The sequence below is a fragment of the Polaromonas sp. OV174 genome (genome assembly GCF_900112285.1).
Lineage (GTDB): Bacteria > Pseudomonadota > Gammaproteobacteria > Burkholderiales > Burkholderiaceae_C > Polaromonas.
In genome coordinates, this window is sequence record NZ_FOKZ01000022.1 from 15,394 (window position 1) to 31,926 (window position 16,533).

Genomic DNA, 16,533 nt, shown 5'->3' on the forward strand with positions numbered 1-16,533 from the left:
ACGGGACCGGTAAAGAGGTCACTGTATTGACATACAACATTGCTATGCTGACGCGTTGTTCAATATGAAGAGTGACTTGTCATGCAAATACCTGTGTCGGCCCCGCGAAAGTATCTTGCCGCGGCTTTTAGTGTTTTGGCCCTGCGTGCTGCGGTTTTGGGCATGCTCCGTGCGGGCGCTCCGGCGGCCCTGATGTCGCTGGCGCTGCTGTCGGGCGGCCATGCCAGTGCCGCGCCCCTGGTGGTCGCGCACCGCGGCGGCACCGGCGATGCGCCGGAAAACACGCTGACGGCGATTCGGAGTGCCTTGAAAAACCAGGCCGATGTGCTTTGGATCACGGTGCAGATCTCCAGCGATGGCGTACCGGTGTTGTACCGTCCGGCCAACGTCGCGGCCCTGTCAGATGGACAAGGCTTGGTCAATACATTGACGCTGGCGCAATTGCAACAACTCAACGTCGGTCATGCCTTCAGTCGCAACGATGCGGATGGCCAGAAAACCTATCCTTACCGCGCGCAAGCGTTGCAGATGCCGACGCTGCAAGAGGCGCTACGCCTGATTCCGAAATCAGTGCCGATTCTGATTGATCTGAAGCAATTGCCGGCTGCGCCGCTGGTGGCTGCAGTCGCACAGGTGCTGGGCCAGGAACAGGCTTGGGACCGCATCCGGGTGTATTCGACCGAAGCCGAAATTTTGCGCCTGATGGCGAATTACCCGCAGGCACGTTTGTTTGAGTCGCGCGATGCCACCCGGGATCGCCTCAGCAGCGTGGCGCTTTCCGGTGCTTGCGAAAAACCACCGTCAGCCGGAAGCTGGGTTGGCATGGAGTTCGAGCGCACGGTCACCGTGGTGGAAAAATTCACGCTGGGCGAGGGGACATCAGTGGTCAAAGCGCGCTGGTGGACGCCGGCAGCGGTGAGCTGTTTCAAGACCCATCCGGATGTCAAAATTGTGTTGTTCGGCATCGACTCGGCGGCGGCCTACCAGGCCGCGGAAGCGTTAGGCATCGACCATGTGATGACTGATTCGCCACGCAAAATGAAGACCATCCGTGCCACGAAGTAGCAACGATTGAATGTGTTGGGGAGAATTGAAGCCGGGCGATACAAGGAGGGGCAACGCGCCTACCGCAAAGGGGGCTTGCAATGCAAGCCCCCCTTTTGCGTGAGTGGCGACGAGACGGTTAAATTCGCCCCATCAGCAGCAGCACGACTAGGATGAGCACCACCAGTCCAATGCCCCCGCTGGGGCCGTAACCCCAGCTTCGGCTATGGCCCCAGGTTGGCAGGACGCCCACCAGGATAAGAATAAGAATAATCAGCAGAATGAGCGAGATGGACATGGAAGCACTCCTTGGTAGATGCCTTGATTCTTGCCCGGGGAAGGGCGCCATCAAGCAGGAAGGGAGCGCGTTTCATCGTCAGGGGCCGCCTACAGTCTTTTACAGTTTGGCCAGCCGCTGCAGCGCCATGTTCAGCGTTTCATCCTTTTTGGCAAAACAAAAGCGCACCACGCGCTGGTCAAAGCCATCGCCATAAAACGCCGACAGCGGGATCGCGGCCACACCGATTTCGGTGGTCAGCCATTTGCAGAATTCGGCCTCGTTCAAGTCGCTGACTTCCGAAATATCCACGCACTGGAAATAAGTGCCCTCGCTGGGCAGCAGCTTGAAGCGCGTGTCGGCCAGGCCAGCGCGAAACAGGTCACGCTTGCGCTGGTAAAAGGCCGGTAGCTCCAGGTAGGGGCGCTCATCGGCCATATAGGCGGCCAGGCCGTATTGCACCGGCGTGTTGACGGTGAACACATTGAACTGGTGCACCTTGCGGAACTCGGCGCTCAAGGCGGCTGGCGCCGCGACGTAGCCGACCTTCCAGCCTGTCACGTGGTAGGTTTTGCCAAAACTGCTGACGATGAAGGCGCGCGCCGCCAAACCCGGAAAACGCGCGGCGCTCTGGTGGATCTGCCCCTTGGCCGCATCGAAGACCATATGTTCGTAGACCTCGTCGCTGATCAGCAACACGTCGGTTGGCGCCAGGATGTCCTGCAGCTTGAGCAGGTCGGCCTCTAGCCAGACCGCGCCGCTGGGGTTGTGCGGCGAGTTGATCAGGATGGCGCGGGTTTTGGGCGTGATGGCGGCCGAGATTCTGTCGAAATCCGGGCGAAAGCTGCCTGGCGTCAGGGGGACGCGCACCACGCTGCCGCCGGCCAGCTCGATATTGGGCACATAGCTGTCGTAGCAGGGCTCCAGCACGATCACCTCGTCGCCGGGGTGAACCACGGCCAGGATGGCGGTGATGATGGCCTGGGTGGCGCCTGCCGTGATGGTGATCTCGGTGTTGGGGCTGTAGTTGCGGCCGTGCAGCTTGGCTATTTTTGCCGCGACCGCTTCGCGCAGCACTGGCACGCCGGTCATGGGCGGGTACTGGTTGAGCCCTTGCTTCATGGCGTCGGTGACGGCGTTGACCAGTTTCGGGTCACAGTCAAAATCCGGGAAGCCCTGGCCCAGGTTGACCGCGCCTGTTTCCGCGGCCAGCGTGGACATCACGGTGAAAATGGTGGTACCAACGGCCGGCAGCTTGGTTTGGAGCGTGGGGGTGCGTTCGAGAATGGTCGTCATGATTGAGCTGAATGTGTGGTTCTTGTTCAAGCCGTCGCCGCGGAACCGGCTTGGCCGGGCCGCTGGCGGCGCCCCTTGAGGGGAAGCAGCCGCTGGCCACCTCGGAGGGTTAAATCTCGTAGTCGTTGATGCGACCGGCCATGGCCTTGGTGATCAGGGTGCGGTCAAGTTTGTCGCTGAGCAGTTCGGCGAATTTATAGACGAAATTGCGCAGGTAGGCGCTGCGCTTGAAGGCGACCCGGGCCACGTTCACGCCAAACAGCGCACCCGCAGGGATGGCCAGCAGGTCGCTGTTGGTGCCGTCGTCCTTGAGCGCCATCTCGGCCACAATGCCGACACCCAGCCCTAGTCGTACATAGGTCTTGATGACGTCGGAATCGATGGCCTCGAGGGCAATCCGCGGCTGCAGGCGCTTGGCGGCAAAGGCCTGGTCAATCTTGGTGCGACCGGTAAACGAGGGGTGGTAGGTGATCAGCGGCTCCAGCGCCAGGTCTTCCAGCGTGATGCCGTCTTTTTTGGCCAGAGGGTGATCCACGGGTATCACCAGCATGTGCTGCCATTCGTAGCAGGGCAGGGTGACCAGATCCTCGAAATGGGTCAGCGATTCCGTGGCAATGCCGATCTCGGCGACTTCATCCAGCACCATGCGCGCCACCTGGTCGGGCGAGCCCTGGTGCAGACTGACATTGACCTTGGGGAAGGCTTCGCGCAGCCTCGCCACTGGCTGCGGCAAAACATAGCGGGCCTGGGTGTGGGTGGTGGCAATGGAAAGTGTGCCGCTGTCCTGGGCCGAAAACTGCTCGCCTATGCGCCGCAGATTGCCCACTTCGCGCATGATGAGCTCTATGCTCTTTAGTACATGCTGGCCGGGCTCGGTCACGCGTTTGAGGCGCTTGCCGTGACGCGCAAAAATCTCCACACCCAACTCCTCCTCCAGCTCGATGATGGCCTTGGAGACGCCAGGCTGCGAGGTATGCAGCGCTTTGGCGGTTTCGGTCAGGTTCAGGTTGCGCCGTACGGCTTCCTGAACAAAGCGGAATTGGTGAAGGTTCATATCGAATTGTGGCTAATAGTTTGTTTTATTATGCCCGTTTTGCGCTAAAGAAAGGCTCGTTTTTTAGCGAACTGGCTGCTGGCCTGCCAGGGGCTAGGACAGTGCTATATCGGCCAGCAATGCCGTCAGTTGCTCGTGCTCGCCGGCGGTGGGCAAAAGCTCAATCGCCACGCCGGGGTGCGCGGCTCTGATGTGCTCGACCAGGCGTGGCAAATCTTCGCGCGCATGTTTGCCTACCCCAAGGAAAAGGGGAAATATCCTTATGGGGCGGGCACCATCAGCTATCAAATTTGCGGCAGCCTCGGCCAGCGAGGGCGCGCAGAGCTCCAGGTAAGCGCAGCAGACTTTGGCGTCTGGCTGGCGGGCGAGGATGCGCGCGGCAACGGCTTCAATGGGCGCACGCCATAGCGGGTCACGTGAGCCATGGGCCAGCAGCACAATGCCTGGTAAGGTCGATGGTGAAAGCGTCATGTCGGAAAGCGCATGATTGCGACGGCGAGCCGGTATAGGCGCTTAGTGTCTGAGGACCAGCCAGCCAAACGCTCCCAGCGACACGGCCATGTAAAGCAAGCCCGGTGTTGCTGCCGCCAGCCAGGGCTGCCAGTTGCGCAGGTTGCCAATATAGCCAAACACGTTGTTGAGCAGGAAAAAGCTGATACCTATCATGACGCCGGCAAACACATAGGCGGCGATGCCGCCCGAGCGGAAATGCAGGTAGGCGAAAGGCAGGGCCAGCATCACCATCACCATACAACTCAGCGGGTAAAACACCTTTTTCCAGAACTCAATTTCATAGCGCTGGGCGGTCTGGCTATTGGCTTCAAGATGGCGGATGTAGTTGAAAAGATCGATGGTGGCCATGCGATCGGGCTTGAGCAGCGCCACCGACACCATTTCTGCACTGATTTCGGTGGGCCATCTAAAGCTGTCTAGGGTCGCCCGTTTGACCCTAGCTACTTCCTGGGTGGGGTTCTGGCCGGTGCTGGGGACTTCAAATTCCGTCCGTGTGGCCTCCTCAAGCAGCCAGGCGTCATCCTTGGTGAATGAGGCAACCGGCGCTTGGGTGGTCGAAACAATCAATCCCTTGTTGTTGAATTCGAAAATCTGCACGCCGTGCATCTCATTGTCAGGAGACAGGGTTTTGACGTTGGCGACAACGGTGTTGTAGGTTTGTTTTTCTTTCAGCCAGGCCCCCGTCTGACCCACGGTGATCTTGCCTTGGTAGCGGGCCTTGAGCAGTTGCGCGGCGCGCTCGCTGGCCGGTGCCACGTAATCTCCCACGGCAAAACTCAGGGCCACAAAAAAAGCACCGAGAGCCAGCAGCAACCTGAGCGCTCGCCATGGCCCCAGGCCGCTGGTTCGCAAAATGGTGTATTCAGAACTCTGGGCCAGGCGCGCCATGACGAAAATGCTGCCTATCAGCACCGAAATCGGAAGCAGTTCATAAAGGTGGTTGGGAATCAGCAGGGCCACATAGAGCAGGGCATGCTTGATTTGGTAAACGTTGGCCGCACCATCACTGAGACTGTTGTTTTTCCCCAGATATTGCAATTCGTCGACCAGGTCAAAGAAGCAAAACAAGGCCAGAAAACCCAAGGCAACCAGGGCAATGGCGGTCAGGACTTCGCCGTAAATCAGGCGGCGTATGGTTTTCATGACTTGCTGCTTCCGTTGGCGCCTATGGCTGGAGATGGCTGTGTTCGTCTTGGTCTCAGCCTGAAAACCCGGTTGGTGTGCCGTTTGGCCAGCCAGGCCATGCCGAGCAGAAAAATACCGCCATGCATGGCAAGCAGCAAATGGCCAAAGCCAACCAGGCCGACCAGAATCCAGCTTTGGCCCAGGTTGACGAGGTTGTTGTAAACCACAAAAGTCAGCAGCACGAAAATCATGTTGCCACTGCGTCCACCACGCGGATTCACGCTGGCCAGGGCGACCGCAAGAATCACGAAGTTGATGGCAGCCAAAGCCAGTCCTATGCGCCAGGCCAGTTCACCGAGGTTGGCCGGCGTGGGTGCCTTGATCAGGGCCTTGATCGAAAGCAGCTTGGGCTCCGGCAAGCTTTCGTTGAAGGAATTTGAGCTCCCCGTTTTGGTGCCGTATTCTTCGAAGTCACTAATTTTGAGGGCGGATTGCCCAATCTCGTTTTCCAGTCGCTGTCCGTTCGATAGCATCAGGAACTGGGTGTCGCCCTGGGTCTCTATGCGACCCGAGCGCGCCGTGGTGACGGAGTTCTTGCCCTTTTCCGTTGCGGCAATGAATACATTGTTGCTGGCTTGCTCGCCCGCCAGATCGCGGTCTATGAAGAAGACGCGGTTGCCACTGGATGATTCCTGAAACTGGCCGGGCGCAATCCGATCCAGGTCGCCGCGTTGTTCGTAGCGGCTTTGCATGTCCTTGGTTTGCTGGTTGGCCCAGGGCCAGACAAAAATGGCCATCAGGGTGATCACCAGCAAAACCGGCCAGGCAAAACGGAACAGTGGTTTCAAGAAAACCGCCAGCCCCTGGCCGCTGGTGAACCAGACCACCATTTCGCTGTCACGGTACATGCGGGACAAGGTGCTGACCATGGCAATGAAAAGCGATAGGGTCAGAATGGTTGGCAGGCGGCCCAAGGCCGAGTAGGCCATGAAGAGCATGACATCTTGGGGGTTGATGAAGCCGCGCGAAGCCTGGCCTAGCGTACGGATCAGCACGATGGTCATGACGATGGTGACCAGCACCACTAGGGTGGCTCCGAAACTGCGTGCCAATTCTTTGCGAATTGAAGATTGGAATAACATTGACTGAATAGCTGCTTTTGCTTTGTTTTATTTTTGTTTTACTTTGGTTTATTTACCAGACCCTGAATTATGGACTTTGAACTCAAAACACTGACCCGCGCCCGTATCTGTAGCGAAAAATGTGATGCCCTGCTGGTGCTCATACCCCAGGATCTGAGTCCAGCTGACGATCCTTTGTCGGCATTGGCTGCACTGGCCATCAAGTCAGGTGATTTTGAAGCCAAGCCAGGCAAGCTGCTCGGCACCTATCGCACGCCAGATATTGCCGCAACGCGGGTTTTGCTGGTGGGCGTGGGGGATGGCAGTCCAAAAAATATCCGCGCTGCAGTGACTGCCGGGTTCGCCGCTCTAAAGACCAGCAATGCAAAACGAGCCGTGCTTTGCCTGAGCGCACTGGATAAGCCGTCACCCGAGGTCGTGCGCGCAGCGGTGGTGGCCAGCAGCGAAGCGACCTATTCCTACAGCACCACCAAATCCAAGGCGGCGCCGGCCAAGCTGCAGCGCATCGTGGTCGCCGTGAACGAGGTGGCGAGTGTCAAGGCCGGATTCGACAAAGGCGTCGGCTTGGTCCAAGGTATTGAGTTTGCAAAAGAGTGGGGCAACCGGCCGGCCAACCACGCTACGCCCACCTTGCTGGCAGGCGCGGCCAAGGAACTTGGAAAACTGGCCAACATCAAGGTGGACGTGCTGGGTCCCAAGGAGGTTGCCAAGCTGGGAATGGGTTCGTTCATGGCCGTTGCTCAGGGCACGGCAGAGCCTTTGCGCTTTATTGTGCTGCGTTACGAGGGCGCGGCCAAGGCCGCGGCGCCCGTGGTATTGATTGGCAAGGGCATTACCTTTGATACCGGCGGTATCTCGATCAAGCCCGCGGCCGAGATGGACGAGATGAAGTTTGACATGTGCGGTGCCGCGAGTGTTCTGGGCACCTTCCGGGCCCTGGCCGAGTTGCAGCCTGCGTTGAATGTGGTGGGATTGATTCCGGCGTGTGAAAACATGCCAGGGGAGCGCGCCATCAAGCCTGGCGACGTGGTGACCAGCATGAGCGGGCAGACCATAGAAATCCTCAATACCGATGCCGAAGGCCGGCTGGTGCTGTGTGACGCATTGACTTATGCGGCGCGTTTCAAACCCAAGGCGGTGGTGGATATTGCCACGCTGACCGGCGCCTGCGTCATTGCCCTGGGTGGCGTGCGCAGCGGACTTTTCTCCAGCAATGATGCGCTGGCACAGTCATTGGCGGATGCCGGTGAATCCTCCCTGGATTTGTGCTGGAGGATGCCGCTCGATGATGAGTATGCTGACGGGTTGAAGTCAAATTTTGCCGATGTCGCCAATGTGGCCGGCAGGGCAGGCGGTTCGGTGACGGCCGCCAAGTTCTTGCAGCGTTTTGCAGCAGACTTCCCTTGGGCGCATCTGGACATCGCCGGCACGGCCTGGAAAGGCGGCGCCGCCAAAGGTGCAACAGGCCGTCCGGTGCCCCTGCTGGTCGACTATTTGCTGAGTCAGGTCGTACCGCCTGTGAGCGGCAAAGTGCCGTCCAAGGCCAAGCGCATCACGAAAAGCAAGCCAGCTGCTAAAACCCGGGCATGACCGAGATCGCCTTTCATTTCAATGTACCCGACAAGCTGGCGTATAGCTGCCGGTTGCTGCGAAAGGCCTACCTGAGTGGCGCCAAGGTCGTGGTGACGGCTGAGCCCGAGCGCCTGAACGAACTCGATCAATTGCTGTGGAGTTTTTCTCCCACGGAGTTTGTGCCTCATTGCCGCGCCAGTGCCTCCGGGCACAACCTGACGGCCACGCCGGTGCTGCTTGCCGAGTCGCTGACAGAGTGTCCGCATTACGAGATTCTCGTTAATCTGGGGCTGGGCATTCCTGCCGAATTTGAGCGGTTTGAGCGCTTTATTGAAGTGGTGGCGCGGGACGACGAGGACCGCTTGGCTGCGCGCGACCGCTGGAAGCATTACACCGATAGGGGCTATGCCATGAAGCGTTATGACCTTGCAGCGGCGAGGGAGGGGGCATGAGCCGCGCATCCGTTCCACCCCGTTTCGTCCCCACGCTGACCGAGGTCGTTCAGCCCGAGTCTTTGCCAGCACCGCTCCTGGATGAGGCCGGTGTTCCTGCGGCGCCGCCAGCCGAGCAGGTCGACCAAATGGTGCAGCGGGTGCTGCAGCGCGTAGATCTGATGCTGGAGCGGCATTTGCGGGAGGCTGTGGGGCAACTGATCCTGGAGCACACCCAAACCCTGGCGCCCCGTCTGCGCGAGGAAATTGAGCTGGTGGTACGCCGATCCGTCAGTCAGGCTTTTGAACAGGAAGCCGCGCAAGCGCCTGTCCGATTTTAAACCCGACTTCAGACTCTTCTCGTCTGTTTTTGCCTGATGCAGCGCAGGCTGATCTGCCGTTGCCGCTATTCAAATTGCCTGGGGAGGGGAGCGCTTCGGGTAAACCCCCTTATCCAGAATATCCTAGGGGCGTTGCTATGGTGCGGGCCCGAAAATTGCGTTATGTTCGGCTCCGTTGAGTTAAAAAATTCGTTCTCAACCTTTAACGGTAATTTCCTAATCGGAGTGTTTTTATGCGAATCAAACTGAAACTGACAGTAGTGGCTGCGCTTGCTATGGTGGCGGGTGTTGCTTCTGCGCAAGACGCAGTAGTGAAAATTGGCCACGTGGGGCCGATGTCCGGTTCACAGGCCCACTACGGCAAGGACAATGAAAATGGCGTGCGCATGGCCATTGATGATCTGAATGCACAGAATCTTGTCATCGGTGGCAAAAAGGTCAAATTTGAAATTGCCGCTGAAGATGACGCTGCCGATCCAAAACAGGGCACGGCTGTCGCACAAAAACTGTGCGATATGAAAGTGGCTGGTGTGGTCGGTCACCTGAATTCGGGTACGACCATTCCCGCTTCCAAGGTGTACAACGACTGCGGCATTCCCCACGTCACGGGCGCTGCAACCAACCCCAACCTGACCAAGCCTGGCTATAAAACGACTTACCGAATCATCGCCAACGACAATGCGCTGGGTGCTGGGCTGGCCTTTTATGCGGCAGATGCTCTGAAGCTGAAAAAGGTCGCCATTATTGATGACCGTACCGCTTATGGTCAGGGCGTTGCCGAAGTGTTCAAAAAGACGGCTCAAGCAAAAGGGATGACCGTGGTGGACGAGCAGTTCACTACCGACAAAGCTACCGATTTCATGGCCATTTTGACGGCCGTCAAGTCGAAAAATCCTGATGCCGTCTTCTTCGGCGGTATGGATGCCCAGGGTGGCCCGATGTTGCGTCAGATGGAGCAATTGGGCATGAGCAACGTCAAGTATTTTGGCGGCGATGGCATTTGCACCGCTGAAATTGCCAAACTGGCAGGTGGCGCCAAGACGCTTAGCAATGTGATCTGTGCTGAAGGTGGCGCATCCTTGGCCAAAATGCCTGGTGGTGAAGCCTGGAAAAAGCGTTACGACGCAAAATACCCTGGTCAGTTCCAGATTTACAGCCCGTACACCTATGATGCGACCTTCGTTCTGGTTGACGCCATGAAGCGTGCCAACTCGACCGATCCCAAGGTCTACACCCCAGAATTGATCAAAACCAATTTCAAGGGCGTGACCACCACCATCGCTTTCGAGCCCAATGGTGAGTTGAAAAATCCGGCCATTACCTTGTATGTCTACAAGGACGGCAAGAAATCCGCTTTGAACTAAGTTCTGCAGCGGAAACAAAAAAAGCCACCGAAAGGTGGCTTTTTTATTGGTCTTTCGACCTGCTCGGTTTTGGAGTCACCGGGCTAATTTTGGCGGAAGAGGCGGGATTCGAACCCGCGGTGAGTTTTACCCCACGCACGCTTTCCAGGCGTGTGACTTAAACCGCTCATCCACCCTTCCGCGAAGCCTCTAATTGTAGCAGTGCTTGAGCCTACTTTGATCTCATGAGTGCACGAAATGTTCCGGTTAGTGAAGTGCGCCTTGAAATCGGTGCTTTTCCAGTTGGGCCAGAGTGACAAATTTCAGGGTGTTGTAGTGGGTGGCCTCGAGAATCACTGGCGGCGCACACCCGGCTTCCAGCGCCTCGCGCCAGCGATTGGCACACAGACACCAGCGGTCACCCGGCTGGAGCCCGGCAAAGCGTTGCTGGGGGCGCGGCGTGAGCAAGTCATTGCCGCGGGCGCTGGAAAATGCCAGAAATGCCTGGGTCACCCGTACGCACACCAGATGCGAGCCGAGGTCGGACGCATCGGTATTGCAGCAACCGTCCCGGAAATAGCCGGTCAATGGGTCGTAAGAGCAGGAAAGCAATTCCGTACCCAGCACATTTTTGACAATCATGGTCTTGCCTCTGAACGGAGATCTATGCTTATCGACTAAGTCTTGTTGGCCTGCACCATTTTCATGGCTGAGGCAATCAGGGCCGACACCTCGGTCATGTTGCTGGGCACGATCAGGGTGGTGGTGGCGTCGTTGGCAACACTGGAATAGGCTTCGACAGCTTTTTCGGCCACCTTGAGCTGCACGGCCTGCTCGCCGCCTGGCTGACGAATCGCAGCGGCAACAACCTCAATGGCTTTTGCATTGGCTTCGGCCACCGCGGTAATGGCGGCGGCTTCGCCTTGCGCGTTGTTGATGGCAGCCTGTTTTTCGCCTTCGGAGCGGGCGATAAACGCTTCCCGTTCGCCGGTGGCAATATTGATCTGTTCCTGCTTGCGGCCCTCGGAGGCGGCGATCAGTGCGCGTTTTTCGCGCTCGGCGGTGATTTGTGACTGCATGGCATGGAGAATTTCCTTGGGTGGCGTCAAATCCTTGATTTCGTAGCGCAAAACCTTGACGCCCCAGTTCAGGGCCGCTTCGTCAATCGCCGCCACCACTTGCGCATTGATGATGTCGCGCTCTTCAAAGGTTTTGTCCAACTCCAGCTTGCCGATGACGGAACGCAGTGAGGTCTGCGCCAGCTGAGTCACCGCCACGATGTAGTTGGAGGAGCCATAGCTGGCGCGCATGGGGTCTGTGACCTGGAAGTACAGGATGCCGTCGACCTGTAGCTGGGTGTTGTCGCGGGTGATGCAGACCTGGCTGGGAACATCCAGCGGGATTTCCTTCAAACTGTGCTTGTAGGCCACCCGGTCGATAAAGGGCACCAGAAAATTCAGGCCCGGCGTGAGACTGCCATGGTATTTGCCCAAACGCTCGATCACCCAGGCATTTTGCTGCGGCACCACCTTGATGCTACGGACGATAAAGATGCCTGCCAGGATGAGGATGACGAGTGCTATTTCCATGGATTCTCCATTTATTGATTGAGTGAAGGTGAATTTGGGTCCGGGTGACGCAACGGCGTGCGTTTGCTACAGGCTCTTGAGCCTACAGTTTTTCAATGACCAGGCGGTTGCCCAGCATTTCCTTGATGCGAAAACTGCCAGGACTGGCCGGTGCGGCCGGATCGCTGGTCACCGCTGTCCATTGCGCGCCGCGAAATTTCACGGTCGCCGTACCGTCGGCATTCCAGCGCAGCACTTGTACCGGCTCACCGATGTCAAGGTGAACATCCCGGTTGGCATTGACCGAAAAGGGGGCAGGGCTCTTGCTGCGGTGCCAATACCAGGCGGCGACCGCGCCGCCGCCAATCACCGCCGTGATTACTATCTGGCCTATCAACGGCAGGCCCAGATGAGCGGCAATGGCACCGGCAGCAAGCCCCAGAGCCATCATCAGCAGGTAAAAGGTGCCCGTCATCAGCTCAACCGCTACCGCGGCCCCAGCTAGCAACCACCAGATACTTGATTCGCTCATGATTCCCCCTTTTGTCGATGATGCGCTACATTTTGGAGCAAATACACCCTTGTACGAGCGCATAGACACAATATCTCCGTACACTTCGCAGTCCTTTATCAAAACGTTCGGGCTCAACCTGTCTATGCCCATCGAGCGTTGTCCCATGCCCTCCGACAGGTTCAGGGCTCCATGAATTGCTGCTAACGCCATGAAATTTCGCTTTCCGATTGTCATCATTGACGAAGACTTCCGCTCCGAGAACACCTCGGGATTAGGTATTCGCGCACTGGCGCAAGCCATAGAAAGCGAAGGCTTTGAGGTGTTGGGCGCGACCAGTTATGGGGACTTGTCCCAGTTTGCGCAGCAGCAAAGCCGTGCCAGTGCCTTTATCTTGTCGATTGACGATGAAGAGTTCACGCCCGGGCCTGACCTGGATCCGGCCGTGCTGGACTTGCGCAAGTTCATCGAAGAGGTGCGGCGTAAAAACCTGGATGTGCCGATTTATGTCTACGGCGAGACCAAAACCTCGCGTCATATTCCCAACGACATCCTGCGCGAACTGCACGGCTTCATTCATATGTTTGAAGACACGCCAGAGTTCGTGGCACGCCACATCATTCGCGAGGCCAAAAGCTATCTGGAAGGCGTACAGCCCCCATTTTTCAAGGCCTTGCTGGATTACGCCGATGACGGCTCCTTCTCCTGGCACTGCCCGGGGCATTCGGGTGGCGTGGCCTTCCTGAAAAGCCCGGTGGGCCAGATGTACCACCAGTTCTACGGTGAGAACATGCTGCGTTCCGACGTGTGCAACGCTGTGGAAGAACTCGGCCAGCTGCTCGACCATACCGGCCCGATAGCGGCGTCCGAGCGCAATGCCGCGCGCATTTTCAATGCCGATCATTGCTTTTTCGTCACCAATGGCACGTCGACCAGCAACAAAATGGTGTGGCACCACACCGTAGCGCCCGGCGATGTCGTGGTGGTTGACCGCAACTGCCACAAGTCCATCCTGCACGCCATCATCATGACGGGCTCGATTCCGGTGTTTTTGAAGCCGACACGCAACCATTTCGGCATCATCGGACCGATTCCGCAGAGCGAATTCGAGCCCGACACCATACGCGCCAAAATTGCCGCCAACCCGCTGCTCAAGGGCGTTGACGCCGCCACGGTCAAGCCCCGGGTGTTGACGCTGACGCAGTCCACCTACGACGGCGTGCTGTACAACACGGAAACCATCAAAGGCATGCTGGACGGTTATATCGATAACCTGCATTTTGATGAAGCCTGGCTGCCCCACGCGGCCTTTCATCCGTTTTACGGCACTTACCACTCTATGGGGAAGAACCGGATTCGACCCAAAAATGCGGTGGTCTATGCCACCCAGTCGATCCACAAGCTGCTGGCCGGTATCAGCCAGGCTAGCCAGGTGCTGGTGCAGGATTCACAAAATACCAAGCTGGACAGGCATCTCTTTAATGAGGCCTATCTGATGCACACCTCGACCTCGCCGCAATACAGCATCATCGCCAGCTGCGACGTGGCCGCCGCCATGATGGAGCCGCCGGGCGGCACCGCGCTGGTGGAGGAAAGCATTGCCGAGGCACTCGATTTCCGGCGCGCCATGCGCAAGATCGCCGAAGAATATGGCGGCGACTGGTGGTTCAAGGTCTGGGGGCCGGACAAGCTGGTGGAGGAGGGCATAGGTCTGGCCAAAGACTGGATCATCAAGGGTGAGTCGCGCAGCGCCAAGACGGCGAAGAACGGCGCCAACAACTGGCATGGTTTTGGCCAGATGGCGACCGGCTTCAATATGCTGGATCCGATCAAGTCGACCATCGTCACGCCCGGTCTGGACCTCAATGGCAAGTTCTCCAAGACCGGTATTCCCGCCAGCATCGTGACCAAGTTTTTGGCCGAACACGGTGTGATCGTGGAAAAAACCGGCCTTTACAGCTTTTTTATCCTGTTCACCATTGGCATTACCAAGGGGCGCTGGAACACCTTGCTAACGGCGCTGCAGCAGTTCAAGGACGATTACGACAAGAATCAGCCGATGTGGCGCATCCTGCCCGAGTTCTGCCAGAAGTTCCCGCGCTATGAGCGCATGGGCCTGGCCGACCTGTGCCAGCATATTCACGCCCTTTACACCAAGTACGACATTGCGCGCCTGACGACCGAGGTCTACCTGAGCGATCTGGCGCCGGCCATGAAGCCTAGCGATGCCTATGCCCATATCGCGCACCGGACCACCGAGCGGGTGGAGATTGACCACCTGGAGGGCCGTATCACGGTTGGGCTGGTCACGCCTTACCCACCAGGCATTCCCTTGCTGATTCCCGGGGAAGTGTTTAACAAGAAAATTGTCGACTACCTCAAGTTCTCCCGCGAGTTCAATGCCCAGTGCCCTGGCTTTGAAACCGATATCCATGGGCTGGTGGCCCAGGAAGACAGCAAGGGCAAGATTCGCTACTACGCTGATTGCGTCAAGAAGTAGCCGGGAAACAGCGGCTGGCGTGCGCGCCGGCCGCTCTCACAAGGCGAAGTCTTCGCGCACTCGCATGAAGCTGGCAAAGCGGGGAATACCGCTGTTATTCAAGCCTCTGAAGCGGTAAGTGACCTGAGCCCCAAGATGCGGCGGGTTTTCCCGCTGGGCATCGGTAAAGCCGCTGCCCAACTTGAACCGCAGCCCCGGCTGGCCGTTGACCGCCGGCATTTCAAGCAGCAGCGCCCCCAGCTTGCCGACATATTTTCCCTTGCCGGGAATATGCGCCACCACGCGCGCTTCGCTGTCTTCGTGGGTTTTGAGCTTGAGCAGATCGTCGTTGCGCTGCGCCTTGTAGAGCGATGCGCCACGATGCAGCATCAGGCCCTCACCGCCATGTTTGACGGTCTTGGCCAACAGGCTGAGCAAGGCCTGGTGGCTGGCCACCTTGGACTGCGCCACGGCCTGCACCCAGGGCTGGTCGATCCGGCTGACCCAGCCATTCAGGATGGGAAGCCGCTCGGTGAAACTGCCGCCTTCTGCCGGCAAGTCAAAGACCATGAAGCGCATGGCACGCCAGGCCTCGTCATTGGGCGTTTGCTGTCGCACGGTGGAAACGGCTTTGGCGAACTGGCCGCGACCGGCCCACAGCTCGCCGTCCAGCGCGACCTTGGGCCAGCCTGCCGTGAACCAGTCCGGTGTGGCTATGCGCTCACCTCCCCGGGTCAAGAGCTTTTCACCATCCCAGTAGCCACGCACGCCATCGAGTTTTTCGCTGACCCAGTAGTCGGCCAGAAGGATGCCGGGACGGTAGACATTGGCCAGCATCAGTGGCGGTGGCGCCGCTGCCGCGAGCAGGGGCGAAGCGGCGACGGCGAAGCCGATCAGCGATAGAAAAGAGCGCCGCCGCATGCTAAGCCGTTGGGGATGAATTTGCTATTGAAAAAATAGCTACTGTCGCCCACTGGACGGGCGCTAAAGCCACTTTTTTCTTAAAAATCAGGCCAGCGCTTCGCTGCTGCGGCTGATGCCGGCCGTCTGGCTGAAGCCGCCGTCGACATAGGTGATTTCGGCAGTGACGCCGCCGGCCAGGTCGCTCAGCAAAAATGCCGCGACATTGCCGACATCTTCAATGGTGACGTTGCGGCGCAGCGGCGAGGCCGAAGCCACCACGCTCAGCAGCTTGCTGAAGTCCTTGATGCCGCTGGCAGCCAGGGTCTTGATGGGGCCGGCGCTGATGCCGTTGACACGCATGCCTTTGGAGCCCAGGGATTCGGCCAGGTAGCGCACCGACGCTTCCAGGCTGGCCTTGGCCAGGCCCATGGTGTTGTAGTTGGGGATGGTGCGCTCCGCGCCCAGATAGGTCAGGGTGAGCAGTGCGGCCTTGTTGTTGAGAAAGGGCAGTGCGGCCTTGGCCATGGCTGGAAAGCTGTAGGCGCTGATGTCATGGGCGATCGTGAAGCCCTCGCGCGAGAAACCTTCCAGAAAATCGCCGGCAATCGCTTCGCGCGGGGCGTAACCAATGCTATGCACAAAGCCGTCAAAAGTCGGCCAGGTCTGGGACAGATCGGCAAACAGCTTTTCAATTTGCGCGTCATCGCCGACGTCGCAGTCGAAGATCAGCTTGGAGTCAAAGTCCGCGGCGAATTCGGTGATGCGGTCCTTGAAACGTTCGCCTACGTAGCTGAAGGCCAGCTCGGCGCCCTGTGCGCGGCAGGCCTTGGCAATGCCATAGGCAATGGAGCGGTTGGACAGCACGCCCGTGATCAACAGTTTTTTGCCGGTGAGAAAACCCATTTTTATGCTCCAGTGTGTTTGGTGAGTCGGC

Annotated in this window: 17 protein-coding genes and 1 tRNA gene; 6 read left to right on the plus strand and 12 right to left on the minus strand. The window is 58.3% G+C overall.

Annotation, left to right across the window (positions count from 1 at the left end):
* Positions 1-162 precede the first annotated feature (162 nt).
* Positions 163-1,065, plus strand: a complete 903-nt coding sequence (locus tag BM160_RS17350) for a glycerophosphodiester phosphodiesterase family protein (RefSeq protein WP_092007478.1) — start codon at positions 163-165, stop codon at positions 1,063-1,065.
* Positions 1,066-1,183: 118 nt separating this feature from the next.
* Here BM160_RS17350 and BM160_RS17355 read toward each other — a convergent pair whose 3' ends face one another.
* The 6 genes from BM160_RS17355 to lptF all read right to left on the minus strand — a co-directional run bounded on the left by BM160_RS17355 (position 1,184) and on the right by lptF (position 6,451).
* Positions 1,184-1,342: a DUF3309 family protein gene (locus tag BM160_RS17355; RefSeq protein WP_092007427.1), complete on the minus strand. Its 159-nt coding sequence runs from the start codon at positions 1,340-1,342 to the stop codon at positions 1,184-1,186.
* Between the two features lie 99 nt (positions 1,343-1,441).
* Positions 1,442-2,617: a pyridoxal phosphate-dependent aminotransferase gene (locus tag BM160_RS17360; protein WP_092007428.1), complete on the minus strand. Its 1,176-nt coding sequence runs from the start codon at positions 2,615-2,617 to the stop codon at positions 1,442-1,444.
* Positions 2,618-2,726: 109 nt separating this feature from the next.
* Positions 2,727-3,671: a CysB family HTH-type transcriptional regulator gene (locus BM160_RS17365; protein WP_092007429.1), complete on the minus strand. Its 945-nt coding sequence runs from the start codon at positions 3,669-3,671 to the stop codon at positions 2,727-2,729.
* 93 nt (positions 3,672-3,764) lie between these two features.
* Positions 3,765-4,142, minus strand: coding sequence for a sirohydrochlorin chelatase (locus BM160_RS17370; RefSeq protein ID WP_092007430.1), 378 nt, complete (start codon positions 4,140-4,142; stop codon positions 3,765-3,767).
* Positions 4,143-4,184: 42 nt separating this feature from the next.
* Positions 4,185-5,327: an LPS export ABC transporter permease LptG gene (gene lptG, locus BM160_RS17375; RefSeq protein WP_092007431.1), complete on the minus strand. Its 1,143-nt coding sequence runs from the start codon at positions 5,325-5,327 to the stop codon at positions 4,185-4,187.
* On the minus strand, positions 5,324-6,451 hold the full coding sequence (gene lptF, locus BM160_RS17380) for an LPS export ABC transporter permease LptF (protein WP_092007432.1): 1,128 nt from the start codon (positions 6,449-6,451) through the stop codon (positions 5,324-5,326). Before lptF ends, lptG begins: the two co-directional genes overlap by 4 nt.
* 69 nt (positions 6,452-6,520) lie before the next feature.
* On the opposite strand from lptF, the gene BM160_RS17385 reads away from it, so the two are divergent.
* From BM160_RS17385 to BM160_RS17400, 4 genes are all read left to right on the plus strand, one after another.
* Positions 6,521-8,041, plus strand: a complete 1,521-nt coding sequence (locus BM160_RS17385) for a leucyl aminopeptidase (protein ID WP_092007433.1) — start codon at positions 6,521-6,523, stop codon at positions 8,039-8,041.
* On the plus strand, positions 8,038-8,475 hold the full coding sequence (locus tag BM160_RS17390) for a DNA polymerase III subunit chi (RefSeq protein WP_092007434.1): 438 nt from the start codon (positions 8,038-8,040) through the stop codon (positions 8,473-8,475). Before BM160_RS17385 ends, BM160_RS17390 begins: the two co-directional genes overlap by 4 nt.
* Positions 8,472-8,795, plus strand: a complete 324-nt coding sequence (locus BM160_RS17395) for a hypothetical protein (RefSeq protein ID WP_092007435.1) — start codon at positions 8,472-8,474, stop codon at positions 8,793-8,795. Before BM160_RS17390 ends, BM160_RS17395 begins: the two co-directional genes overlap by 4 nt.
* A 233-nt stretch (positions 8,796-9,028) precedes the next feature.
* Complete coding sequence (locus BM160_RS17400; RefSeq protein WP_092007436.1) at positions 9,029-10,159, plus strand: branched-chain amino acid ABC transporter substrate-binding protein; 1,131 nt, start codon at positions 9,029-9,031, stop codon at positions 10,157-10,159.
* 90 nt (positions 10,160-10,249) lie between these two features.
* Here the strand turns inward: BM160_RS17400 and BM160_RS17405 are convergent.
* The 4 genes from BM160_RS17405 to BM160_RS17420 all read right to left on the minus strand — a co-directional run bounded on the left by BM160_RS17405 (position 10,250) and on the right by BM160_RS17420 (position 12,238).
* A tRNA-Ser gene (locus BM160_RS17405) sits at positions 10,250-10,339 on the minus strand.
* 66 nt (positions 10,340-10,405) lie between these two features.
* Positions 10,406-10,780 (minus strand): DUF2237 family protein, encoded by a 375-nt coding sequence (locus BM160_RS17410; protein ID WP_092007437.1) that lies wholly within the window; start codon positions 10,778-10,780, stop codon positions 10,406-10,408.
* Between the two features lie 35 nt (positions 10,781-10,815).
* A complete protein-coding gene (locus BM160_RS17415; RefSeq protein WP_092007438.1) occupies positions 10,816-11,727 on the minus strand; it encodes an SPFH domain-containing protein in 912 nt (303 codons plus the stop codon).
* 82 nt (positions 11,728-11,809) lie between these two features.
* On the minus strand, positions 11,810-12,238 hold the full coding sequence (locus tag BM160_RS17420; RefSeq protein ID WP_092007439.1) for an NfeD family protein: 429 nt from the start codon (positions 12,236-12,238) through the stop codon (positions 11,810-11,812).
* 190 nt (positions 12,239-12,428) lie between these two features.
* Between BM160_RS17420 and BM160_RS17425 the strand changes: the two genes are divergently transcribed.
* Positions 12,429-14,717 carry an arginine/lysine/ornithine decarboxylase gene (locus tag BM160_RS17425; RefSeq protein WP_092007440.1) on the plus strand — a complete coding sequence of 763 codons (2,289 nt, stop codon included), beginning with the start codon at positions 12,429-12,431 and terminating at the stop codon, positions 14,715-14,717.
* A gap of 36 nt (positions 14,718-14,753) precedes the next feature.
* Here the strand turns inward: BM160_RS17425 and BM160_RS17430 are convergent, their stop codons facing one another.
* Both BM160_RS17430 and fabI read right to left on the minus strand, forming a co-directional pair.
* Entirely contained in the window at positions 14,754-15,617 is an 864-nt protein-coding gene (locus BM160_RS17430) for a DNA ligase (RefSeq protein WP_092007441.1), read from the minus strand.
* Positions 15,618-15,704: 87 nt separating this feature from the next.
* Positions 15,705-16,502 carry an enoyl-ACP reductase FabI gene (fabI, locus tag BM160_RS17435; protein ID WP_092007442.1) on the minus strand — a complete coding sequence of 266 codons (798 nt, stop codon included), beginning with the start codon at positions 16,500-16,502 and terminating at the stop codon, positions 15,705-15,707.
* Positions 16,503-16,533: the final 31 nt, after the last annotated feature.